This is a genomic window from Nicoletella semolina (assembly GCF_004345745.1).
Classification (GTDB): domain Bacteria; phylum Pseudomonadota; class Gammaproteobacteria; order Enterobacterales; family Pasteurellaceae; genus Nicoletella; species Nicoletella semolina.
Genome location: NZ_SLXJ01000002.1, coordinates 207,719 through 232,530, shown reverse-complemented (window position 1 = coordinate 232,530; position 24,812 = coordinate 207,719). Strand labels below are relative to the sequence as shown.

At 40.1% G+C, this 24,812-nt stretch carries 19 protein-coding genes; 9 read left to right on the top strand and 10 right to left on the bottom strand.

Annotated elements, in window-relative coordinates:
- Nucleotides 1-144 precede the first annotated feature (144 nt).
- Complete coding sequence (locus EV693_RS02530; protein ID WP_132500821.1) at nucleotides 145-1,446, bottom strand: TRAP transporter large permease; 1,302 nt, start codon at nucleotides 1,444-1,446, stop codon at nucleotides 145-147.
- Between the two features lie 10 nt (nucleotides 1,447-1,456).
- On the bottom strand, nucleotides 1,457-1,948 hold the full coding sequence (locus tag EV693_RS02525) for a TRAP transporter small permease (RefSeq protein WP_132500820.1): 492 nt from the start codon (nucleotides 1,946-1,948) through the stop codon (nucleotides 1,457-1,459).
- Between the two features lie 309 nt (nucleotides 1,949-2,257).
- On the opposite strand from EV693_RS02525, the gene EV693_RS02520 reads away from it, so the two are divergent.
- The 5 genes from EV693_RS02520 to EV693_RS02500 all read left to right on the top strand — a co-directional run bounded on the left by EV693_RS02520 (nucleotide 2,258) and on the right by EV693_RS02500 (nucleotide 7,147).
- On the top strand, nucleotides 2,258-3,190 hold the full coding sequence (locus EV693_RS02520; protein WP_243694552.1) for a TRAP transporter substrate-binding protein: 933 nt from the start codon (nucleotides 2,258-2,260) through the stop codon (nucleotides 3,188-3,190).
- Nucleotides 3,191-3,258: 68 nt separating this feature from the next.
- Nucleotides 3,259-4,104, top strand: a complete 846-nt coding sequence (locus EV693_RS02515) for an SDR family oxidoreductase (protein ID WP_132500818.1) — start codon at nucleotides 3,259-3,261, stop codon at nucleotides 4,102-4,104.
- Between the two features lie 9 nt (nucleotides 4,105-4,113).
- Complete coding sequence (gene uxaC / locus EV693_RS02510) at nucleotides 4,114-5,541, top strand: glucuronate isomerase (protein WP_132500817.1); 1,428 nt, start codon at nucleotides 4,114-4,116, stop codon at nucleotides 5,539-5,541.
- A gap of 6 nt (nucleotides 5,542-5,547) precedes the next feature.
- A complete protein-coding gene (locus EV693_RS02505) occupies nucleotides 5,548-6,495 on the top strand; it encodes a sugar kinase (protein ID WP_132500816.1) in 948 nt (315 codons plus the stop codon).
- A 10-nt stretch (nucleotides 6,496-6,505) separates the two neighbouring features.
- Complete coding sequence (locus tag EV693_RS02500; RefSeq protein ID WP_132500815.1) at nucleotides 6,506-7,147, top strand: bifunctional 4-hydroxy-2-oxoglutarate aldolase/2-dehydro-3-deoxy-phosphogluconate aldolase; 642 nt, start codon at nucleotides 6,506-6,508, stop codon at nucleotides 7,145-7,147.
- 95 nt (nucleotides 7,148-7,242) lie between these two features.
- Here the strand turns inward: EV693_RS02500 and udp are convergent, their stop codons facing one another.
- Both udp and asnC read right to left on the bottom strand, forming a co-directional pair.
- Nucleotides 7,243-8,007, bottom strand: coding sequence for a uridine phosphorylase (gene udp / locus EV693_RS02495; protein ID WP_132500814.1), 765 nt, complete (start codon nucleotides 8,005-8,007; stop codon nucleotides 7,243-7,245).
- A gap of 127 nt (nucleotides 8,008-8,134) precedes the next feature.
- Nucleotides 8,135-8,608 (bottom strand): transcriptional regulator AsnC, encoded by a 474-nt coding sequence (asnC, locus tag EV693_RS02490; RefSeq protein WP_132500813.1) that lies wholly within the window; start codon nucleotides 8,606-8,608, stop codon nucleotides 8,135-8,137.
- Nucleotides 8,609-8,772: 164 nt separating this feature from the next.
- Between asnC and asnA the strand changes: the two genes are divergently transcribed.
- The 3 genes from asnA to EV693_RS02475 all read left to right on the top strand — a co-directional run bounded on the left by asnA (nucleotide 8,773) and on the right by EV693_RS02475 (nucleotide 10,911).
- Nucleotides 8,773-9,765, top strand: coding sequence for an aspartate--ammonia ligase (gene asnA, locus EV693_RS02485; protein WP_132500812.1), 993 nt, complete (start codon nucleotides 8,773-8,775; stop codon nucleotides 9,763-9,765).
- A 115-nt stretch (nucleotides 9,766-9,880) separates the two neighbouring features.
- Nucleotides 9,881-10,588: an AzlC family ABC transporter permease gene (locus EV693_RS02480; RefSeq protein WP_243694546.1), complete on the top strand. Its 708-nt coding sequence runs from the start codon at nucleotides 9,881-9,883 to the stop codon at nucleotides 10,586-10,588.
- A complete protein-coding gene (locus tag EV693_RS02475; protein ID WP_132500811.1) occupies nucleotides 10,588-10,911 on the top strand; it encodes an AzlD domain-containing protein in 324 nt (107 codons plus the stop codon). The genes EV693_RS02480 and EV693_RS02475 overlap by 1 nt, the downstream gene beginning before the upstream one ends.
- A gap of 75 nt (nucleotides 10,912-10,986) precedes the next feature.
- Here the strand turns inward: EV693_RS02475 and rpoC are convergent, their stop codons facing one another.
- The 6 genes from rpoC to typA all read right to left on the bottom strand — a co-directional run bounded on the left by rpoC (nucleotide 10,987) and on the right by typA (nucleotide 23,405).
- Entirely contained in the window at nucleotides 10,987-15,255 is a 4,269-nt protein-coding gene (gene rpoC / locus EV693_RS02470) for a DNA-directed RNA polymerase subunit beta' (RefSeq protein ID WP_132500810.1), read from the bottom strand.
- A gap of 265 nt (nucleotides 15,256-15,520) precedes the next feature.
- Nucleotides 15,521-19,549 carry a DNA-directed RNA polymerase subunit beta gene (gene rpoB / locus EV693_RS02465; protein WP_132500809.1) on the bottom strand — a complete coding sequence of 1,343 codons (4,029 nt, stop codon included), beginning with the start codon at nucleotides 19,547-19,549 and terminating at the stop codon, nucleotides 15,521-15,523.
- A gap of 417 nt (nucleotides 19,550-19,966) precedes the next feature.
- Nucleotides 19,967-20,122, bottom strand: coding sequence for a hypothetical protein (locus EV693_RS09470; protein ID WP_165904865.1), 156 nt, complete (start codon nucleotides 20,120-20,122; stop codon nucleotides 19,967-19,969).
- 168 nt (nucleotides 20,123-20,290) lie between these two features.
- Nucleotides 20,291-20,659, bottom strand: a complete 369-nt coding sequence (gene rplL, locus EV693_RS02460) for a 50S ribosomal protein L7/L12 (protein ID WP_132500808.1) — start codon at nucleotides 20,657-20,659, stop codon at nucleotides 20,291-20,293.
- A gap of 58 nt (nucleotides 20,660-20,717) precedes the next feature.
- Nucleotides 20,718-21,209 (bottom strand): 50S ribosomal protein L10, encoded by a 492-nt coding sequence (gene rplJ / locus EV693_RS02455; RefSeq protein WP_132500807.1) that lies wholly within the window; start codon nucleotides 21,207-21,209, stop codon nucleotides 20,718-20,720.
- 348 nt (nucleotides 21,210-21,557) lie between these two features.
- On the bottom strand, nucleotides 21,558-23,405 hold the full coding sequence (typA, locus tag EV693_RS02450; protein ID WP_132500806.1) for a translational GTPase TypA: 1,848 nt from the start codon (nucleotides 23,403-23,405) through the stop codon (nucleotides 21,558-21,560).
- Nucleotides 23,406-23,660: 255 nt separating this feature from the next.
- Between typA and hemH the strand changes: the two genes are divergently transcribed.
- On the top strand, nucleotides 23,661-24,620 hold the full coding sequence (gene hemH, locus EV693_RS02445) for a ferrochelatase (protein WP_132500805.1): 960 nt from the start codon (nucleotides 23,661-23,663) through the stop codon (nucleotides 24,618-24,620).
- Nucleotides 24,621-24,812 lie beyond the last annotated feature (192 nt).

Here is a 24,812-nt window from a genome sequence, read left to right as displayed (position 1 = left end):
TTAGCTGTCTTGTTTCATCAGTAATGAATGGATCATTTTTAATACTATATAAACGGAATGTTCAATTACTTTCTATGAATATCCATGTAGATGGTTCTGTTTGAACACCATAATTTTACCACCAATTGTAAACACCCATTATTATTAATGACCAAGTAACGTCTGCGGTAACCATAAGCTTAACTGCGGTACAAAAGTAACAATGAATAAAGTAACGATTAATACCATATAAAACGGCAATAATGGTTTAATCACTTTATCAATTTTTACCCCTGCAACAGAACACCCAATAAACAGCGTAGATCCAACAGGTGGTGTACAGATTCCAATCGATAAATTAAACACCATTAAAATACCAAAATGAACAGGATCTATACCTAATTCCGTTACAATAGGTAGAAAAATAGGGGTAAAAATCAATAGTGCTGGAGTCATATCCATAAATGTTCCTACAATCAGCAAAATAACGTTGATAATCAACAGAATCACAATCGGATTATCTGAAATACCAAGCAATGCATCACTAATGGTGTAAGGAATATCTGCGTTTGCCATCGCCCAAGACATTCCCATTGATGCACCGATAAGCAATAGCACAATAGAAGTTGTCGTCATCGCCTCAAGAATAATGCTCGGCAGCTCTTTTAAACTAATTTCTTTATACACCACTACTGCAAGAATTAGCGTATAAATGACCGCTATTGCAGAAGCCTCAGTAGCGGTAAAAATTCCGCCAACAATGCCGCCAATAATCACAACAACTAGTCCCAAGCTAGGTAATGCATCTAAGGTGCAATATGCCACTTCTTTAAATGTCGGTTTTGACGACACGGGATATTGATGTTTTTTAGCAAAATAATACGCAACGATCATAATGCCTAAGCCCATTAAAATACCAGGAACATAACCTGCTAAAAATAATGCACCGATAGATGTACCTCCAGAAATTAATGAATAAACAATAAAAGTATTACTTGGTGGAATCAATAAGCCTGTTGGCGATGAAGTAATGTTTACTGCAGCAGAAAACGCAGGATCATAACCCTCTTTTTTCTGAAGTGGTGCCATTGTTCCCCCTACAGCTGCTGCGGCTGCAACCGCAGAACCTGAAATAGAGCCAAACATCATATTTGCCAAGACATTTACATGAGCAAGAGAGCCTGGTAAGCGTCCACCTAAAACCTTAGCAAACGCAATTAACCGAATCGCGATACCTCCACGATTCATAATATTGCCAGCAAGAATAAAAAATGGGATAGCAAGCAAGGAAAAGCTGTCTAGACCAGATGCCATTTTTTGAGAAATTACCGCAATGGCAGAATCGAACGGTATCACCAGCAGAATAGTCAAAAATGAGGAAATACCAATCGCAAATGAAATTGGTACACCAATAGCAAGAAAGACGAAAAAACTGCCGACTAATGTAATAATAGTTGTCCATTCCATCATAGCCTCCTTAATGTTGAGTTGAAAGTTGATGAATATCCGTGAACACTTCTCTAATTAAAAAGACGAGCATAAAAAATCCACTGACAGGCAAAGCAAGATAAACCAGACCCATTTGAATACCTAAAACAGGCGATATTTGCCCTGCAGCAATTGTATTTAAGACTAGAGAACTACCTCCATAGCACATAATGACACTGACAAATAAAATACTGATTGCATTAATAACAAATTGAAGTAAAAGGTATTTTTTAGGATTTTTTTCTAATTTCATTGATAATAAATCAATGGCTAAATGCTTTTTCTTACCCAGCCCATACGCTGCCCCAACAAGCCCAACCCAAATAAATAAAAATCGAGCGAGTTCATCGGTAACCGTACTAGGATCATTTAAAACATAGCGAGAAAATACCTGCCAGACTACAGAAATAACTAATCCGATACATAACACAACACAAAATGCCGCTAATATTCGATCAAGTAAAGCGATAATCCGAGTCATAATTTCCCCCTTGAAAGACAATAAAATACGACTTACTTTAATATCTTATTAAAATTGGTAAACCAAATATACCCTAAATTGAATATTAAAACAGATTTTTTTCTCAATTTTGTGAACAACTTCACAAAATTGAGAAAATTGTCTAGAACAGATTAAATAATTGGTCTAACATTATTGGCGAAAAATAATACTATCTCACTATTTCAGTAGTAGAGTTATTTTGCTTTTCATCTCATCAAGATAGAGGATTCAACTATGTATACAAAAAGACATCTCTTAGCGATTACAATCAGCAGTTTATTTGCAACGATGATTTCATTATCTGTATCAGCCAAAACAACATTGAAATTAAGTCATAATAATGACAAAACCCACCCTGTTCATATCTCAATGCAAAATATGGCAGATGAAGTGAAGAAATTAACACATGGTGAGGTGGTGATCCGTATTTACCCAAATAGCCAATTGGGTAATCAACGTGAATCAATGGAATTGATCCAATCAGGCTCTCTTGATATGGCAAAGTCCAATGCTAGTGAATTAGAAGCGTTTGAACCTGCATACGGTGCATTTAACGTACCTTATTTATTTAAAGATAGGGAACATTACTACAGAGTATTACAAGATCCTGCGATTGGCGGCAAAATCTTAGATTCCACTAAAGGGAAAGGATTTATCGGTCTAACCTATTATGACGCAGGTTCCCGTAGCTTTTATGCTGCAAAACCGATTAACACACCAGCCGATCTGAAAGGCTTAAAAGTACGAGTTCAACCTAGTCCAACTGCATTAGAGATGGTGAAATTAATGGGTGCTTCTCCTACACCATTAGCATTTGGCGAACTTTACACAGCACTACAACAAGGCGTTGTTGATGCCGCCGAAAATAATCAAACTGCACTCACTTTAATGCGACACGGCGAAGTCTCTAAGTTCTTTAGCGAAGATGAACACACAATGATTCCAGACGTCTTGTTAATCAGTGAAAAATCTTGGGCAAAACTCACCGCTAAGCAGCAAGAAGCACTTAAACAAGCCATCAATAATTCAATGATAAGTCATAAGGCACTTTGGACAAAAATGATTGCTGAGGAAGTGAAAAAAGCAAAAGAAACACTGGGTGTTGAGTTTGTAAAAGTAGACAAACAACCTTTTGTTGATGCAGTAAAACCGATGCACGATAAGGCTCTTGCAGATACGATTATTGGTCCGTTTGTAGAAAAAATTAATGCAAAAAGATAAGCACACTTTTCTGGGTGTATCTCACGCCCTCTACTTTCACAAGAAAGTCTATTTTGGAGAATTGAGAAATGTCATTAACAAACAATCATCATTTTAAAGATAGGGTCGTTGTCATTACAGGAGCTGGTGGCGTGTTATGTGCTTATTTTGCTAAGGAAATCGCCAAAACAGGGGCGAAAGTTGCATTACTGGATATTAATGTCGAAGCGGTACAGGATTATGCTGATGAAATTAACCAAGCTGGCTATCTCGCTAAAGCCTACCAAACGAATGTACTAGATCTTGATAGTCTTCAAGCAGCTCGTACTCAAATTGCTCGAGATTTTGGTCTGTGCGACATTTTAATTAATGGTGCAGGAGGAAATAGCCCAAAGGCAACCACTGACAATGAATTCCACGAACTGGATTTACCCAATACCACAAAATCCTTTTTCTCGTTAGACAAATCAGGCATTGAATTTGTGTTTAATTTAAATTATCTAGGCACATTACTGCCAACCCAAGTTTTTGCCCAAGATATGATGGGTAAAAAAGGAGCTAGCATCATCAACATTTCAAGTATGAATGCCTACACACCATTAACCAAAATCCCTGCCTATTCAGGTGCTAAAGCCGCTATTAGTAATTTTACTCAGTGGCTGGCAGTCTATTTTTCTCGAGTTGGTATTCGCTGTAATGCGATTGCCCCTGGCTTTTTAGTCAGTCATCAAAATCGTAGTTTATTATTTGATGATAACGACAATCCCACGCCAAGAGCAGAAAAAATTCTCACCAATACGCCGATGCGACGCTTCGGAGAAGCAAATGAACTTATCGGCGGCATTTTATTTTTAATGGACGAAGCATATTCAAGTTTTATTAACGGTGTGGTATTGCCTATTGATGGCGGCTTCTCTGCATACAGTGGCGTGTAAGGGGGCATCGTGAAACCATTTTTATGTGAAGATTTTCTGTTATCAAATGATGTAGCTTGTGAGCTATACCACCTCTATGCAAAAGAGAGTCCTATCTTTGACTATCATTGCCACCTTTCGCCAAAAGATATCGCAGAAAATCGACAATTTAACGATCTTACTGAAATTTGGTTAGAAGGCGATCATTATAAATGGCGAGCAATGCGTTCAGCAGGTATTGATGAAAGATTCATTACAGGCAGTGCTACCCGTTATGAAAAATATCAGGCTTGGGCAAAAACCGTTCCTGAATGTATCGGAAATCCTATTTACCATTGGACACATTTGGAATTACGTCGTCCATTCGGGATTACAAATAGATTATTCAATCCAGCAACAGAAAAGCACATTTGGTCTGAATGCAACGAAATGCTTCAACAACCTGAGTTTTCTGCTCGTGGAATAATGAAACAGATGAATGTGAAGCTATCTGGTACAACCGATGATCCGATTGATAGTTTGAAATACCATAAAATACTCCAAGATGATCCCGATTTTGAGATTGAAGTTGTGCCAAGTTTTAGACCTGATAAGGCATTTAAAATTGAGTTGCCAATATTCAATGATTACATTACGCAGCTTGGGCGTGTAAGTGATGTGGACATTCTCTCATTCTCAGATTTGAAACAAGCATTATTAAAACGCATTGAACATTTTGATATGTATGGTTGTAAATCTGCTGATCACGGTATTGAAATATTACGATTTGCACCGATCCCTGATGAAAAGATACTAGATCGTATTTTGCAAAAAAAACGAGAAAACCGACTGCTTTCAGAACAAGAGATTGCTCAATTTACAACCGCCTTACTCGTGTGGCTGGCTGCAGAATATGACAAACGTCATTGGGTAATGCAGTTGCATATTGGTGCTTTACGCAACAATAACACGAGAATGTTTAAATTGCTGGGAGCAGATACAGGCTTTGATTCAATGGCAGATTTAGCTTACGCCCAACCACTTTCTCAACTACTTGACACAATGGATCAAACCGACCAACTGCCAAAAACCATTTTATATTGCCTAAACCCTCGTGATAACGAAATGATCGCCTCAATGATTGGTAATTTCCAAACAGGCGGTGTTGCAGGAAAAATTCAATTTGGCTCAGGCTGGTGGTTTAATGACCAAAAAGACGGTATGGAAAGACAACTACAACAACTCTCACAACTCGGTTTATTAAGTCAATTTGTCGGAATGCTGACCGATTCTAGAAGTTTCCTCTCTTATACTCGCCACGAATATTTTCGCCGCATTTTATGTGAAATGATAGGTAATTGGGTGGTGAAAGGTGAGGCACCTTACGACCTTCAGCTATTGGGAAATATGGTGAAGAACATTTGCTTCCATAATGCCAAACGCTATTTCAAGCCAAGTCCTATCTCAAATAGTAGGTAAACAAAAATGAAAAAAATCGCTTTATTTGGGGAGTGTATGATAGAGCTTAACGGCGAGCCATTTGGGGTAATGTATCAAACCTATGGTGGCGATACACTCAATACAGCAACCTATTTAGCTCGTGTTTCAGCTCCTCACGCTCTTCAAATATGTTATGTCTCTGCTGTAGGATCAGACAAGCTAAGCCAAAGTCTACTGACTTATTGGCAAGCTGATGGAATTAATACGCAATGGGTATTACAAGATGAAAATCGTTCATTAGGCTTATATCTAATCCAATTGGATAAGCAAGGTGAACGTACTTTCTTATATTGGCGTAACCAATCTGCTGCTCGTTATTTGTTGCAACATCCCCATTTCTCTGAAATATCCAACCAATTATCGTCAGTCGATATGATCTATTTAAGCGGTGTTTCTTTGGCAATCCTACCTGAGAGCGACCGAGAATTATTGATTACCTATCTCACTAAACTGAAGCACTCTGGCGTAGAGATTGCATTCGACAGTAATTTTCGCCCAGCATTGTGGGAAAGTCTTGCACAAGCAAAATCCTGTTATCACGCATTACTCCCTTTAGTTGATATTGCTCTGGTAACGTTTGATGACGAAGCAACGCTTTGGCAAGATGAAGATGAGCAACAAACCATTGCTCGTTTATCCGCTTACTCAATTCCTAAAATCATTATTAAACAAGGCAAAAAAGGGGCTATAGCTTATCAATATCCACAACCTATTTTTGTGCCAACAACACCCGTTGAGCAAGTTATGGATACGACCTCAGCAGGCGATGCATTTAACGCTGGATTTTTGGCAGGCTACTTACAAGGTAAGTCATTGGCATCGTGTTGCCACCAAGGTAATCAACTAGCAGGCATTGTCATTCAACATAAAGGGGCAATTATTGATAAATCTGCGACTGCTCACTTATTAGCACAATTCAGTACCATACAATAAGGGGAAAATGATGACATATACAACCGCACAAATTATTGAAAAACTCCAACAGCTTAAAGTCGTTCCTGTTATTGCAGTCGAACAAGCAGAGGATATTTTACCCTTAGTCAAAACCTTATCAGAAAACGGTTTGCCCGTGGCTGAAATCACTTTCCGATCAAGTGCCGCAGAAAGAGCTATTCGCTTAGCTCGCCAGCATTATCCAGCGTTGTTAATTGCAGCAGGTACAGTATCAACTGCAGAACAAGTCGTCAAAGCCCAAAATGCAGGGGCAGATTTCGTGGTTACCGCAGGACTTAACCCCGCAATCGTGAAATTTTGCCAAGATTTGAATTTCCCCATCATACCAGGGGTAAATAACCCAATGTCAATTGAAGCTGCACTATCAATGGGTATCAATACTGTCAAGTTTTTCCCTGCAGAAGCCAGCGGTGGAATCAAAATGATCAAAGCTCTACTCGGACCTTACGGAAATTTACAACTTATGCCAACAGGAGGCATTAGCCTAAATAATATTCAAGAATACCTAGCCATTGAGAATATTATTGCCTGTGGTGGCTCGTGGTTTGTGGATAAATCCTTAATCCAAGCGAAAAATTGGAATGAAATTGGCAGACTAGTCAGAGAAGTTGTTGCCTGCACACGCAGCTAATCTGCACTCAAGCTCAAAATAAAGATGCAGCAGCGGTGATCTCATTTTACCGCTGCTGCATAATGTAAATAATAATGAAGGGATTAAATCACTAACTAGCTATCACGAGCAAGTACTCCAGCCGCTTCTACCACCACATTAATCGCACGCTCTTCCGTTCCCTTAATCGTTGCTTCATTTGGGATCTCTTGTTGAGTACGGTTTACTATCACACCAGACACCATACCGCTACGCAAGCCTAATGCCGCACACATAGTAAACAATGTCGCCGACTCCATCTCAAAATTCATCACATTAAGATCTTGCCATTGCTGCAGAGAACCTTGGAAATGGCGGTAAATTTTGCCTGAGAATGTGTCATAACGCTCTTGCCCTGGATAAAAAGTATCACTTGATGCCGTAATACCAACATAAGGCTTGATACCTTGACCGATTGCAGCGTGATAAAGTGCATTTGTTGCTTCAAAGTCCGCCACCGCAGGATATTCCAGTGGAGCGAAGTGGCGGCTTGCACCGTCCAAACGCACAGCCCCTGTTGTTACTAACACGTCCCCAACGTTAATATGCGGCTGAATGGCTCCTGTTGTACCAATACGTAAGAAAGTCCGCACGCCAAGTTGTGCTAACTCTTCCACACAAATAGACACTGATGGCCCACCAATCCCTGTTGAACACACGACAATGGGCTGACCATCAATATAGCCAAGCCAAGAGGTAAATTCACGAGTTGAGGCAAGAAACTCTGGATTTTCCATCTTCGCCGCAATTCGCTCACTCCGAGCAGGATCACCAGGAACAATGGCGACTTTTGCCCCTTTTAACATTGCTTTTGTTAAACCTAAATGAAATACGTCTGACATAGCTGTTCTCCTTTCTATTAATTTGCTCATATCTTAACAATCAATCTATATTAAGCGGTGATTTTTCTTCAAAATTTTGCAAAATTTGTGAAGAAGATCAAAAGAAAACGTTTGCCCAACTTTATCATCAAGGTTGAATCTCTCGTAAAATAGGATTTTGCATTGAAATCCACGTTTCGGTCGATTGGATTTCATCAATCAACTGAATTTTGGTGGCTAACACACGATGTAACTCCTCAATAGTTTTTGTCATCACTTTAATAAAAATCGAATAGTTGCCCGTCGTGTAATAGGCTTCCACCACTTCATCAAACGTCTGTAATTTCGCTATCACTCGCTCATAATCCTTTGCACTTTTTAGGATAATACCAATGAAACAACACACATCATAGCCCAACTTACGAGCATTAATACGAATTTTTGTTCCTTCTATAATGCCAGCTTGCCGCATTTTCTCTACCCTAACGTGAATAGTGCCAACACTGACTCCAAATTTTTTTGCCATTTCAGCATAAGGCGTACGAGCATCTTGAGTAAAAGCACGCAAAATTTGTTGATCCAACTGATCGATTGCACTCGAAATTTGATGATTTATCGCCATTTTTTATCCGCCTCTCGCCAATATTTAAAATTTATTTAAAAAAATACCAATTAAATTAGAAAAAATATACCAATATGTATTTTTTTCTGATTGATTATTGAAAATTTACCTAAATAATTTAAATTATATCTACTTTTTATTATCAATAACGGAATAACTATAATATGCAAAAATCTTTTATCTTACAGCAACAAGAAATTAGCTTTGTTAAAAACACGTTTACCCAAAATTTAATTGAACAACTTGGCATCATTGAAGTACAAGGTCCAATCCTCAGCGAAGTTGGTAATGGTATGCAAGATAACCTTTCTGGTATCGAAAAAGCCGTTCAAGTGCGTGTAAAATGCATTCCTGATGCTGTGTATGAAGTTGTACACTCTTTAGCAAAATGGAAACGTCATACGCTTGCACGCTTTCAATTTAAAGAAGGCGAAGGCTTATTTGTACATATGAAAGCCCTACGTCCAGATGAAGATTCTCTCGATCCAACCCACTCTGTTTATGTCGATCAATGGGATTGGGAAAAAGTGATCCCAGCAGGTCGTCGCAATTTTGCCTTCCTAAAAGAAACAGTCGCCAGCATTTATAAAGCTATCCGTTTAACCGAATTGGCGGTAGAAGCACGTTTTGATATTCCGTCAGCACTGCCTAAGCATATCACCTTTATTCATAGCGAAGAATTAGTTCAACGCTACCCAAATATGACAGGCAAGGAACGTGAAAATGCCATTTGTAAAGAATACGGAGCAGTCTTTCTGATTGGTATCGGTGGCAAACTATCTGACGGAAAAGCCCACGATGGACGAGCCCCTGACTATGATGACTGGACAACGGAATCAGAGAAGGGTTACAAAGGTTTAAATGGCGATATTTTAGTTTGGAATGAGGAGCTGAGTTGTGCATTTGAATTGTCATCAATGGGAATCCGTGTTGATGAAAACGCCCTACGCCTACAAGTTTCCCTTACAGGTGATGAAGAACGCCTAAAAATGGATTGGCATCAAGACCTATTAGCAGGTCGTTTACCACTTTCCATTGGCGGTGGCATCGGACAATCTCGCCTTGCAATGTTCCTACTACACAAAAAACACATTGGCGAAGTACAATCAAGTGTTTGGCCACAAGAGATGTTAGATAATTTTGATCATATACTCTAAACACCACCGCTTCTGCACAAGCGGTCAAGCTTGTGCAAAAATTTACAAGCCCAATAGGGTCAAATAACCAACTATGTTAAAATTCCTGTCATATGTTTTTATGGCAGGATATAGAATGTCGCATCTTATCGAAAATAGCTGGAAATCAGCTTTCAAATTAACCACCCCTGTTTTTATGGGCTATTTTGCTGCAGGTGTTGCTTACGGAATCTTGGCGACCAATGCGGGAATGCCAGTATGGTTAATCCTTGTAATGTGCTTTACTGTCTTTTCTGGTACCGCACAATATGCAGCTATTCCTTTTTTTGTTGCTGGCACAGAATTGCTGTCTGTTTTTCTTAGCACATTTTTAATGAGCTTACGCTTTGTTTTTTACAGCCTCAATTTACGCCCTGACTTGCCGAAAGGCTTAAGCCAACGAGTTTTTTCTCTTGCCTATCTCACTGATGAGAATTTCGCTCTACTTTCAACGTTACCTCAAGAAACTCGTCAAGCAATGATATTCAAAACAGGTATTTTAGGTATGCTATATTGGACTTTTTCTGCTCTTATAGGATTGATGACAGGAGGGTTTATTGCAGAAATCGTGCCAAATCTTGACTTTGCCTTACCTTGTTTATTTGTCATTTTAGGCTATGAACAATATAAAAATCAAAAACAATGCAAACCTATCGGTATTGCTTTCATCTGCTTCCTGCTTGCAAGTCAAATCACAAGCCAAAACATTTTATTAGCGGCAATTTTGATTGCAATCGTTGTCGTTACCCTATTACCAAACCGTTTTTTACTCCCAAAATCTAGTTTAACTAAAGGTAAATATTGATGACAAGCCACTTATATTTTTTGTTAATTTTGATGTTAGGCACACAGCTTTGTCGTTTTATACCTATGGTACTTCCTAAATCATTTTTAGCTCACCCACTTTTGCAGAAATTAAATAAAATGCTATCGTTAGTGATTATGGTTTTATTGATTCTGACAAGCCTTAATTTACCTACCTCAGGAGAGGGATACACTCTCTTTATTTCACAGATTTTAGCATTAGCAACCGTAATGGTTAGCTATCAATGGCTAAATAATATTTTATTGAGCGTTGTATGTGGCATTACCAGTTTAAATCTGCTTTTATATTTTCTAGGTAAATAGCTTATATAAATAAAAAGGACTAAATTGCAATCATTTCAATTTAGTCCCTTTTAAATTATGTTAACGAATAACGCACTATTCGTCCGCTGCGTTTAGTAAGTCTACAAGGTTTTGAGTAGCATCATCTGCAACCGATTCAAAGGCTTGGGCGATATCTTCCTCTGTGGCAAAACTGCTGCGTGCAGATTTTTCTGTTGGATTGACCGCTTGCTCTTGACCTAAGTGGCGTTTTTCAGCACGACTTTTGTGATACGCAAACCCTGTTCCTGCTGGGATTAAACGACCCACGATAACGTTTTCTTTTAAGCCACGCAACTCATCTCGTTTACCCGCAACAGCTGCTTCCGTTAGCACGCGCGTTGTTTCTTGGAATGAAGCTGCAGAAATGAAAGATTCTGTTGCAAGTGAAGCTTTGGTGATACCTAATAGCTCACGCTCAAATTCGACAAGCGGCTTGCCTTGTGCTTCACGTTTGCGATTGACAATTTTCACTCGTGCGACTTCAACCTGTTCACCTTCGAGGAACTCGGAATCGTAGGCATTAGTGATCACGGCTTTGCGTAACATTTGGCGTACGATAACTTCGATGTGCTTGTCGTTAATTTTTACCCCTTGTAGGCGGTAAACTTCTTGCACTTCATTGACAATATAGTCTGTTACGGCATGTACACCACGCAGGCGTAAAATATCGTGCGGCGTTTCAGCACCATCAGAAATAATATCACCTCGTTCAACCATTTCACCTTCAAAGACGTTGAGCTGACGCCATTTCGGAATCATTTCTTCGTAAGTCTCACCCTCTGTTGGTGTAATTAACAGGCGACGTTTTCCTTTAGTTTCCTTACCAAATGAGACGATACCCGAAATCTCTGCCAAAATCGCAGGCTCTTTTGGTTTACGTGCTTCAAAGAGATCCGCTACTCGAGGAAGACCCCCTGTAATATCTTTGGTTGCTGTTGATTCTTGTGGGATACGAGCCAGAGCATCACCCCGAGAAATTTCAGCTCCATCATTTAAGGTTACAATAGATTTACCTGGTAGGAAATATTGTGCTGCAACATCTGTACCATCAATTAAGATATCGTTCCCCTGTGCATCAACGAGTCGCAATGCTGGACGTAAATCTTTACCAGCGGTCGCTCGCTCACCCACATCTTGAACCACAATAGAAGAAAGTCCTGTTAATTCATCAGTTTGACGAGATACCGTTAATCCATCGACAATATCGCTAAACTGAATGAAACCACTCACTTCAGAGATAATTGGCATTGTATGTGGATCCCAATTTGCAACGATCTCGCCAACAGAAACTTCATCACCATCAGCTTTACTTAACACTGCACCATAAGGCACTTTGTAGTTTTCCTTTGTACGTCCAAAAGTATCTACCACAGTTAATTCTGTATTGCGTGAGGTAAGAACAATTTTACCTTCTTTGTTAGTTACAAATTTGGCGTTGGCTAATTTAAGCGTTCCTGCATTTTTCACCTGAACATTAGATTCTTTTGCAGCAGCCGATGCAGCACCACCGATATGGAATGTACGCATCGTAAGCTGTGTACCTGGTTCACCGATAGATTGTGCAGCGATAACTCCCACGGCTTCGCCTTGGTTAATAAGATGCCCACGAGCCAAATCACGACCATAACATTTCGCACAAACACCAAAATCTGTGTTACAGGTTACAACAGAACGAACTTTAATCACATCAACAGATTCAGCGTCAATTACATCACACCATTTTTCATCAAGTAGTGTATTGCGTGCAATCAGCACTTCGTCTGTCCCTGGTTTTAGAACATCTTCTGCTACCACACGTCCAAGTACACGATCACGCAAGGCTTCTTTTACATCCCCCCCTTCGATAAGCGGTGTCATCACAATACCTTCGTGCGTACCACAGTCTTCTTCAATGATCACCAAATCTTGTGCCACATCGACTAAACGACGAGTGAGGTAACCTGAGTTTGCGGTTTTTAATGCCGTATCAGCAAGACCTTTACGTGCACCGTGGGTTGAAATAAAGTATTGCAGAACGTTTAAGCCTTCACGGAAGTTTGCGGTAATTGGCGTCTCAATAATTGAGCCATCTGGACGAGCCATCAAACCACGCATACCTGCCAACTGACGAATCTGTGCTGCAGAACCACGAGCTCCAGAATCCGCCATCATAAAGATACTGTTAAATGAAGCTTGTTTCTCTGGGTTGCCTTCACGGTTAATGACTTCCTCTGACGAGAGGTTTTCCATCATCGCTTTGGCTACACGCTCATTCGCAGCCGCCCAAATATCAATGACTTTGTTATAACGTTCACCTGCGGTTACAAGACCTGAATTAAACTGCTCTTGAATTTCGCCAACTTCCGCTTCCGCTGCTTCAATGATCGAATATTTTTGTTCTGGAATTACCATATCATCAATACCGACTGACGCACCTGAACGAGCTGCATAAGCAAATCCAGTGTACATAATTTGGTCAGCCAATACGACCGATTCTTTTAAACCAAGACGACGATAGCTTTCATTAATTAATTTAGAGATCGCTTTTTTGCCTAAAGTTTGGTTGAATAATTTAAATGGCATACCTTTTGGCGAGATCATCCACAAAATAGCACGACCTACGGTAGTATCCACTAAATTTGTACTGGCAACAAATTCACCCGATTCATTTTTCTCATATTCTGTTACACGCACTTTAACACGAGCGTGCAGTTCTGCTTGCCCTGTTCGGTAAGCTTTTTCAGCTTCACGAGGATCAAGGAAATACATTCCTTCACCTTTCGCATTGACTTTCTCTCGTGTCATATAGTAAAGACCTAATACCACGTCTTGAGAAGGTACGATAATCGGATCACCACTTGCTGGCGAAAGTACGTTGTTGGTAGACATCATCAACGCACGAGCTTCTAATTGTGCTTCCAATGTGAGTGGAACGTGTACCGCCATTTGGTCTCCATCGAAGTCCGCATTAAATGCCGCACAAACGAGAGGGTGAAGTTGAATGGCTTTACCTTCAATTAACAACGGCTCAAACGCTTGAATACCTAAACGGTGAAGCGTTGGTGCACGGTTAAGTAGAATTGGGTGTTCACGAATCACTTCAGCGAGAATATCCCAAACAATCGGCTCTTCACGCTCAACCATTTTTTTAGCTGCTTTGATTGTTGAAGCGTGTCCACGATTTTCTAATTTTGAGTAAATAAATGGACGGAAAAGCTCTAATGCCATTTTTTTCGGCAAGCCACATTGGTGGAGACGTAAGTAAGGTCCAACCGTAATTACAGAACGTCCTGAATAATCTACACGTTTACCGAGTAAGTTTTGACGGAAACGACCTTGCTTACCTTTGATCATATCCGCAAGCGATTTTAATGGGCGTTTATTTGATCCTGTGATAGCACGACCACGACGACCATTATCTAATAACGCATCAACAGATTCCTGTAACATACGTTTTTCATTACGCACAATAATATCAGGTGCAATCAAGTCTAATAAACGTTTTAAACGGTTATTACGGTTGATCACACGGCGGTATAAATCGTTCAAATCAGATGTCGCAAAACGTCCACCATCAAGCGGTACTAACGGACGTAAATCGGGTGGAAGTACAGGTAAAACTGTCATCACCATCCATTCTGGTTTATTGCCAGACTGTTGGAATGCCTCTAATAATTTTAAACGTTTGGTAATTTTCTTACGTTTGGTTTCAGAATTTGTCTCTTGTAATTCCTCACGCAATACTTCACATTGATGCTCAAGATCTAAATCCTTAAGCAAGGCTTGAATAGCTTCCGCCCCCATCTTAGCATCAAACTCATCAGCCCAACGCTCTTCTGCTTCAAGGTATTGTTCCTCTGTCAGTAGCTGATTTTTCTCAAGATCAGTCATACCTGGCTCGATTACAACATAGCTTTCAAAATAAAGTACACGTTCAATATCACGCAACGGCATATCTAAAATTAAGCCAATGCGAGATGGCAGTGATTTTAAAAACCAAATATGTGCCACAGGACAAGCTAATTCGATATGCCCCATACGATCACGGCGGACTTTGGTTTGAGTTACTTCAACGCCACATTTTTCACAAATTACACCACGGTGTTTTAAGCGTTTATATTTACCACATAAACATTCATAGTCTTTTACTGGTCCAAAAATACGGGCACAGAAAAGACCGTCACGTTCTGGTTTGAAAGTGCGGTAATTAATCGTTTCTGGTTTTTTTACTTCACCAAAAGACCAAGAGCGGATCTTATCTGGCGATGCTAAACCAATTTTAATAACATCAAAATCATCGTTCGATTTTGTTTGTGCTTTTAAAAACTTAACTAAGTCTTTCACTATTTTGCCCCTAGGTTGAGGTTGTTTGTTGGTACGTAATACGCACCCTACGAATTCAGTTGAAGTTGCAATTGCAAGCGGTGGGATTTGTAAAAATTTTTGCAAATTTAACCACTTGTCCCAATCCCCCGCTTTAGTAAAGAGGGGTTAGGGGAGATTTGGCAGAAGTAGAAACGGAGTGGATTGGAATATTTAACATCACTATCAAATCTCCCCCAGCCCCTCTTTTTTAAAGAGAGGGGAGCCTTTCTCCGTTTATCAATCACTACGCTTCGTCTAACTCCATATCAATACCCAATGCACGAATTTCTTTGGTAATTACGTTAAAGGATTCAGGTACACCTGGCTCCATATAATGTGTGCCATCAACGATATTTTTATACATCTTCGTACGGCCATTCACATCATCAGATTTCACCGTAAGCATTTCCTGAAGCGTGTAAGCTGCACCGTATGCCTCTAATGCCCACACCTCCATCTCACCAAAACGCTGGCCACCAAATTGTGCTTTACCACCCAATGGTTGTTGAGTGACTAAGCTGTATGAACCCGTTGAACGAGCGTGCATTTTGTCATCAACTAAGTGGTTCAACTTAAGCATATACATATAGCCAACGGTAACTGGACGCTCAAATTTTTCGCCTGTACGACCATCGTATAAGGTAATTTGCCCTGATGTTGGTAAACCGCCCAACTCCAATAGACCTTTAATTTCACTTTCGTCGGCTCCATCAAATACTGGCGTTGCTAATGGCATGCCCTTACGCAGATTTTCCGCTAAACGCAACACCTCTTCATCGCTGAATTGAGTTAAATCAACAGATTGTGAGCCGTGTCCTAGGTCATACGCTTTTTGGATATATTCACGCAATTTCGCCACAGATTGTTGCTGCTTAATCATTGCATTGATTTGATCACCAATACCACGAGCCGCCAAGCCTAAATGCGTTTCTAAGATCTGACCGATATTCATACGAGATGGAACACCCAATGGATTCAACACGATCTCAACTGGCTGACCATTTTCATCGTATGGCATATCTTCAACAGGGTTAATTTTTGAGATAACCCCTTTGTTACCATGGCGACCAGCCATTTTATCCCCAGGCTGAATTTGGCGTTTTACAGCAAGATAAACCTTAACCACTTTCAATACACCTGGAGCAAGATCATCACCTTGAATAATCTTATTACGTTTGATCTCTAATTTACGCTCAAATTCTTTACGAAGTTCCTCGTGCTGTTCCGCTAATTGCTCAAGCTGATTCTGCTTCGCTTCATCGTCTAAGGTTTGCTCCAACCATTTTTCACGAGCAATATCATCTAGCACACTCTCGCTAATACCACCTTCGATAAGCAGATTGCGAACACGAGTGAATAACCCCGCTTCTAAGATTTCTAATTCTTCAGAAAGATCTTTTTTCGCTTCACGTAATTGAAGCTCTTCAATCTCTTTAGCTCGTTTATCTTTTTCAACACCATCACGAGTAAAGACTTGAACATCAATAATTGTCCCTGAAGTGCCATTTGGCACACGCAAAGAGGAATCTTTGACATCTGAGGCTTTTTCACCAAAAATTGCACGCAGTAATTTTTCTTCTGGCGTTAATTGAGTCTCGCCTTTCGGGGTAACTTTACCCACTAAAATATCGCCACCTTTAACTTCAGCACCAATATAAACAATCCCTGACTCGTCCAATTTACTCAGTGCAGATTCACCAACATTTGGAATATCTGCAGTGATCTCTTCTGCACCTAATTTAGTATCACGAGCCACACAAGATAACTCTTGAATGTGGATAGTGGTGAAGCGATCTTCTTGTACCACTCGTTCAGACACTAACATTGAGTCTTCGAAGTTATAACCATTCCAAGGCATAAATGCGACACGGATATTTTGCCCTAATGCAAGTTCACCTAAATCAGTTGATGGACCATCAGCTAAAATTTCACCTCGTCCAACAGGTTCACCTAGTTTCACACAAGGAATTTGGTTGATACAGGTATTTTGGTTTGAACGAGTGTATTTGATTAAATTATAAATATCGATCCCAGCTTCGCCAGCCACGGTTTCGTCTTCATTTACTTTTACCACGATACGAGAAGCATCAACGTATTGCACCACACCACCACGTTTTGCAACAACAGCCACACCTGAGTCTAACGCAACCGCTTTTTCAATCCCTGTTCCCACAAGCGGTTTATCCGCTCGTAAAGTTGGCACTGCTTGACGTTGCATGTTTGCTCCCATCAAGGCACGGTTCGCATCATCGTGCTCTAAGAATGGAATTAACGCCGCTGCAACAGAAACAACTTGTTGTGTTGAAACGTCCATATAATGAATTTCTTCTGGACGATATAAACCTGATTCACCGTGTTCGCCTCGAGCAGTAACATAAGTGTCAGTGAAGCGGAAATTCTCATCTAAATTAGAGTTTGCCTGTGCGATAACATAATTACCTTCTTCAATCGCAGACAAATACTCAATCTCTTCGGTAACTTGACCATCAACCACTTTACGATAAGGCGTTTCTAAAAAGCCGTAGTCATTGGTACGAGCATAGACAGAGAGTGAGTTAATCAAGCCGATGTTCGGACCTTCTGGCGTTTCAATTGGACATACTCGACCATAGTGAGTTGCATGAACATCTCGTACCTCAAAACCTGCTCGCTCACGAGTTAGACCACCTGGACCTAACGCAGAAATACGACGCTTGTGCGTAATTTCTGAAAGCGGATTGTTTTGATCCATAAATTGCGAAAGCTGCGAAGAACCAAAGAACTCTCTGACTGCTGCAGAAATTGGTTTTGCATTGATTAAATCTTGTGGTGTAACACCATCTAAATCCCCTAATGAGAGACGCTCACGCACAGCACGTTCAACACGCACTAAACCGATACGGAATTGGTTTTCCGCCATTTCACCAACACTACGAATACGACGATTACCCAAGTGATCGATATCGTCCACTTCGCCACGACCGTTACGGATCTCAATCAATTTTTTCATCACACCAATGATGTCATCATTGCTTAAAATACCACTGCCTACCCCTTCTGGAATATTGAGCGAACGGTTGAATTTCATACGTCCTACGGCTGATAAATCATAACGTTCGGTTGAGAAGAACATATTATCAAATAGCCCCTCTGCCGCTTCTTTTGTTGGCGGCTCACCTGGTCTCATCATACGGTAGATCTCTACCAATGCGGACAAACGATCATAGGTTGGGTCAACACGCAGCGTTTCCGAAATATACGGACCGTGATCTAAATCGTTCGTAAACAACACTTCAATTTGGTTATAACCTGCCTGTGCAAGATTCGCCAGCAACTCTAATGAGAGTTCCGTGTTTGGCGAACAAATAATCTCGCCAGTAGATAAATCCACATACTCCTTCGCACTCACTTTGCCAAGAATATATTCGGTTGGCACTTCAATTTGAGTAATATTATCTTTTTCTAATGCTTTAATATGACGAGCAGTAATGCGACGTCCACTTTCTACATATACTTTGCCATTTGCTTCAATATCAAATGCGGCTGTTTCACCACGCAAACGCTCTGGCACAAGTGTCATTAACAATTTGTTATCTGCAATTTCAAAGGTAATTTTATCAAAAAAGAGATTTAAGATTTCTTCTGTTGTATAACCTAATGCACGCAAAATAATTGTTGCAGGCAACTTACGACGACGGTCAATACGAGCATAAAGGTTGTCTTTGGGATCAAACTCAAAGTCTAACCAAGAACCACGGTAAGGGATAATACGAGCGTTATAAAGTACTTTTCCTGATGCGTGAGTTTTACCTTTATCAGAATCAAAAAACACACCTGGGCTACGATGTAACTGAGAAACAATAACACGCTCAGTCCCATTAATCACGAAAGTTCCATTGTCCGTCATCAACGGAATCTCACCCATATAGACGTTTTGCTCTTTAATGTCTTTGACTGTCCCTGCTGCTGCCTCACGGTCAAAAGCAACTAAACGTAGCTTAACACGCAAAGGTGCGGCATAAGTTGCACCACGAATTTGGCACTCACGCACATCAAAAACAGGCTCACCTAGTTCGTAGGAGACATATTGCAGTTCAGTTGCCCCGTTATTACTCACAATTGGAAATACTGAACGAAACGCCGCTTCTAAACCTTGTTGTCCCTCTGGATCTCTTTGAATAAATTTATCGAACGAATCAAGTTGAATAGTTAATAGATAAGGTACATTAAGAACTTGGGAGCGTTTACCAAAGCTCTTACGAATACGCTTTTTCTCGGAATAAGAATATGCCATTTAGGATAGCCTCTGATTTTTGTTTTTTAGTTGAGATTACACAACCCAGCACGAAAATTCGGTGGAATTGGCATTAAAATGTAGTACAAGTACGAGGTGTCATTTTCCAATCTTCCATCAAACAGTCAAAAATCACTACTGCAAGCGGTCAGATTAGGGGAAAGTTTTGCAAATCATCAGCCCACTAAAATGACAAAATGAGCCGTATTTTCTAAAGCACAAAAGACTGACGGAATGTTACCGTCAGCCGAAATGCTAAAATTGGTCGCTAATTATAGCGAATTGACGACTTTTTGGCAAGTGGTATGCTAATTAAAGTGCGTTTCTAATGACATTAAATCAGCTGTGATATAGCATAATTGAATGCTATCTAATAATTTTAGAAATTATAGGTTTAAGGACAAAGAGCATAAGATGCTAAATTAATAGTTGAATTGATCCAAGGACACCATAGTCGCAAATTTTATTCATACCACTCACTTGTTCACCTTGTAAGAAACCCATCACCGCATAAGCTTGCGTAACAGCAAATAATGCAATAGCTCCTAAAAATACGTTCTTTTTCATAGTCATAATCAAATCCTTTAAATAAAGTTGTTTAAACGTTATTTACTTCTTATGTCAATAAGAAGTAAAGAGATTATAATCTCTTGAAAAATTTAGTTTCCTGAAAATGCAAAAACCCCAATGTTTCCATTGGGGTTTTCTGAACTTGAAGTTCGGAAAAAGTTAAATCAAAAATTATTTGATTTCTACTTCTGCACCAGCTTCTGCTAATTCTTTTTGTAAAGCTTCAGCTTCTGCTTTAGAGATGCCTTCTTTTAATGCTGCTGGAGCAGATTCAACTAAGTCTTTAGCTTCTTTCAAGCCTAAACCTGTTGCACCGCGTACTGCCTTGATTACAGCCACTTTGTTAGCACCTGCTGATTTTAATACTACATCAAATTCAGTTTTTTCTTCTACTGCCGCTGCACCTGCTGCTGGTGCTGCTGCTACTGCTGCCGCTGCTGAAACACCGAATTTTTCTTCCATCGCAGTGATTAATTCAACGATTTCTGATACTGATTTAGAAGCAATCGCTTCAATAATTTGTTCGTTAGTTAATGACATAACAATCGATTCCTAAAGTAAAATAAGTTGTTAAACGAATAAAGAAGAGTGCCTAAAATTAAGCCGCTGCTTCCATTTGATCGCGTAATGCTGCAAGAGTGCGAACAAGTTTTCCTGCCGCAGCTTCTTTCATTGTGCCCATTAAACGTGCAATTGCCTCTTCGTAAGTTGGTAAGGTTGCTAAGAATGCAACATCTTGTATTTTACCTTCAAAGGCTGCACCTTTAACTTCAAACTCTTTGTTTGTTTTCGCAAATTCAGTGAACAAACGTGCCGCTGCACCTGGGTGTTCATTAGAGAATGCGATAAGAGTTGGACCAGTAAACGTATCTTTTAAGCATTCGAACTCTGTGCCTTCCACTGCACGGCGTAACAAAGTATTACGCACGACTTGCATTGTCACACCAGCTTCACGAGCTGCTTTACGTAACTCAGTCATTTTTTCAACTGTAACGCCACGAGAATCCGCAACAACAGCTGAAAGTGCACCTTTGGCAGCTTCGTTTACTCCAGCAACAATCGCTTGTTTGTCTTGAAGATTTAATGCCATTGGTTTTAGCTCCTGATACACTCAACTATCTTTGACAATAGCGAGAATTTACAAAAAATCCCAAAAATAACCGATTTCACAATATTTCTTGGGGCTTTGGCGTCCAGAAGCAGAAAATTCTGTCTGTTCACCATCTACGTAGGCAGATATTAAGAGATGATTAACATCATTTCACCTACGGTCTTCGACAGGGCTTGATAGGCAAGCACCATCATTTTCTTGCAATAAATTGCAAAATAGGGTCGCATTCTACGCTGATTTGTTTGCTATGTAAAGCGACAGTAAGAAGAATTATTTCAACACCATAAAAAATGCTGCAATTGCAGCATTTTTTATGGTCAGTAATAGTTATTTTGTACTTGTGCTTGTTGTTGTGCGACTTGCACGTTTACGTTCAACTTCGGTGAGTAATTTCTTACGAACACGCACGGAAGTTGGGGTTACTTCCACTAATTCATCATCATCAATGAACTCTAATGCTTGTTCAAGACTGAAACGCACTGGAGTGGTCAGGGTTAGAGCATCATCTTTACCTGAAGCTCGCATATTGGTGAGTTTTTTGCCTTCTAGAGCGTTCACAGTGAGATCGTTTGAACGGCTGTGAATACCAATGACTTGCCCTTCATAAATTTCTACACCGTGATCAATCATCAATTTTCCACGATCTTGTAACGCATAGAGTGAATAAGCCAGTGCTTTTCCTGTTCCATTGGAAATCAATACGCCGTTAATTCGCTGACCGATTTCGCCTGCTTTTACATCATCATAGTGGCTAAAGCTTGAATAAAGCAACCCTGTACCTGACGTCATCGTCATAAATTCATTACGGAAACCGATTAGACCACGGCTTGGGATAATATATTCAAGGCGTGTGCGACCTTTGCCATCAGGCATCATATCACGCACTTCCCCTTTACGAATCCCTAAGGCTTCCATGACTGCCCCTTGATGTTGTTCTTCAATATCAATGGTAACTTGTTCAAATGGCTCTTGCTTACGCCCATCAATTTCTTTGAAGATAACTTTCGGACGAGATACTGCAAGTTCATAACCTTCACGGCGCATATTCTCAATTAATACGGATAAATGTAATTCACCACGTCCTGATACGCTAAATACGTCTGAATCATCAGTTTCTTCAACACGCAACGCCACATTATGTACCAGCTCTTTTTTCAGACGTTCAAGGATTTGACGTGAGGTAACAAATTTACCTTCTTGCCCACAAAATGGCGAAGTATTCACACAGAAGAACATCGTTACAGTCGGTTCATCTACGCTTAAGGCAGGTAAAGCTTCTACGTTATTAATATCACAAAGTGTATCCGAAATATTTAATTCACCTAAACCTGTGATGGCAATAATATCACCTGCAAATGCTTCAGTCGCCTCGTAGCGTTGTAATCCAAGATGCCCAAGCACCTGCCCCACACGCCCATTACGAACATTACCTTCGGCATCAACAACAGTAACAGGTTGATTTGGTTTTACCGTACCACGTTTGATTCGTCCGATCCCAATAACGCCCAAATATTTGCTGTAATCTAGCTGCGAAATTTGCATTTGGAACGGTGCATCAAGCTGTACATCAGGTGCAGAAACGTGTTTTACAATGGCTTCAAAGAGCGGATCCATATTTGGCGACAGATCTTCGTGTTCTAGACCCGCTACGCCATTTAACGCTGACGCATAAATAATTGGGAAATCAAGTTGTTCATCAGTTGCCCCCAAATTCACGAATAAATCAAATACCTGATCGACCACCCAATCAGGGCGTGCACCTGGGCGATCGACTTTATTGATAACCACAATCGGTTTTAAGCCGTGAGCAAAGGCTTTTTGGGTTACAAAGCGAGTTTGCGGCATTGGACCATCAAACGCATCAACCACTAATAACACAGAATCCACCATTGAAAGCACACGTTCCACTTCCCCGCCAAAATCAGCGTGCCCTGGCGTATCGACGATATTAATACGGTAATCATTCCAATTAATTGCTGTATTTTTGGCAAGAATCGTAATGCCACGTTCTTTCTCTAAATCATTGCTGTCCATCACTCGTTCATCGTGATCGCCACGAGAAGTATCAAGCGTACCAGAGAGTTTAAGTAATTTATCAACCAACGTGGTTTTACCGTGGTCAACGTGAGCAATAATAGCGATATTTCGTAATTTATTTGTATCTAAATGTTGCATTAAAAAATCTTATATGAGTGAAGAGAGAAGATGACTAATGACAAGATTAGCCACACAAAAGGGGAGTGATTATAGCTTGCTTTCGATTGATCAGCTAGAAAATAAGCGGTTAGATATGTAAATTTTTTTGTAAATCACACCGCTTACAAATAAAAAATAAATCACAGAAATAGCCATGATTTCACCTTCCCCCCTTTTGATTGCTCACTCAGCTTGCTACACTAATGCTAATTTTATTTTAGTTATGGACATATTATGAATCAAACAAAAATCGGTGTATTACTTGCCAATCTTGGCACCCCTGACGAGCCTACCACTCCAGCGGTAAAACGCTACTTAAAACAATTTTTAAGTGATCCGAGAGTAATTGATTTACCTGCATTTAAATGGCAATTCATCTTAAATTTACTTGTACTGCCCAAACGCTCACCAAGAGTAGCAGAAGCCTATCGAGGAATTTGGACAGAGCAAGGTTCGCCATTGTTAGTGATCTCTCGCCAACAACAGGCAGACATACAGCGTTATCTTGAAGCACAAGATAAAAATGTGGTGGTTGAATTGGGAATGAGCTACGGAAATCCAAGCATTGCTCGTGCAGTGAGAAATCTACTCGACCAGAATGTGGAAAAGATTATTGTGTTACCGCTTTATCCACAATACAGTTCTAGCACAACGGCTTCTGTTTTTGACGCATTTGCTCAAGCATTAACGCAACATAAAAAAATGCTGCCGTTTGAATTTATCCACAATTATCACAATGATCCTCGTTATATCCACGCATTGGCAGAAACAATTCAGTTGGCGGAAAATGAGCTATTACTCTTTTCATTCCACGGCATTCCTAAACGCTATGAAATAGAAGGGGATTTTTATGCTTCTCACTGTCGTGAAACGGCACGTTTAGTAGCCGAACAGCTTGGACTGAAACCTGAGCAATGGCTTTTATCTTTTCAATCACGCTTTGGCAATGAAGAATGGCTACAGCCTTATACTGACGAGACATTGCGTCTATTGCCTAAAAAGGGGACAAAAAATATAGCCGTTATTTGTCCAGGGTTTTCTGCAGATTGCCTAGAAACATTAGAAGAAATCGCCGAAGAAAATCGTGAAAATTTCCAACAAGCTGGCGGAAAAAATTACCGCTATATTCCCGCCTTAAACGCCACGCCTGCCCATATTGAAGCATTGGCTGAACTTATCTTAGCAAAGATTTAATCCTATCAGCGGTCAGTTTTTGTAAAAATTTTGCAAAAACTGACCGCTATTAAAGCCCTTATTTAATATGCCTTAAAAATAAATGCTTACCTATCTTATTAATGCATATTATGACAAAACCACATTCCACTTAATCAAAATCTAGCGGCTTACAATCCCCTTGTTAGAGCAAGTATAAAAGGTACTAAAAAT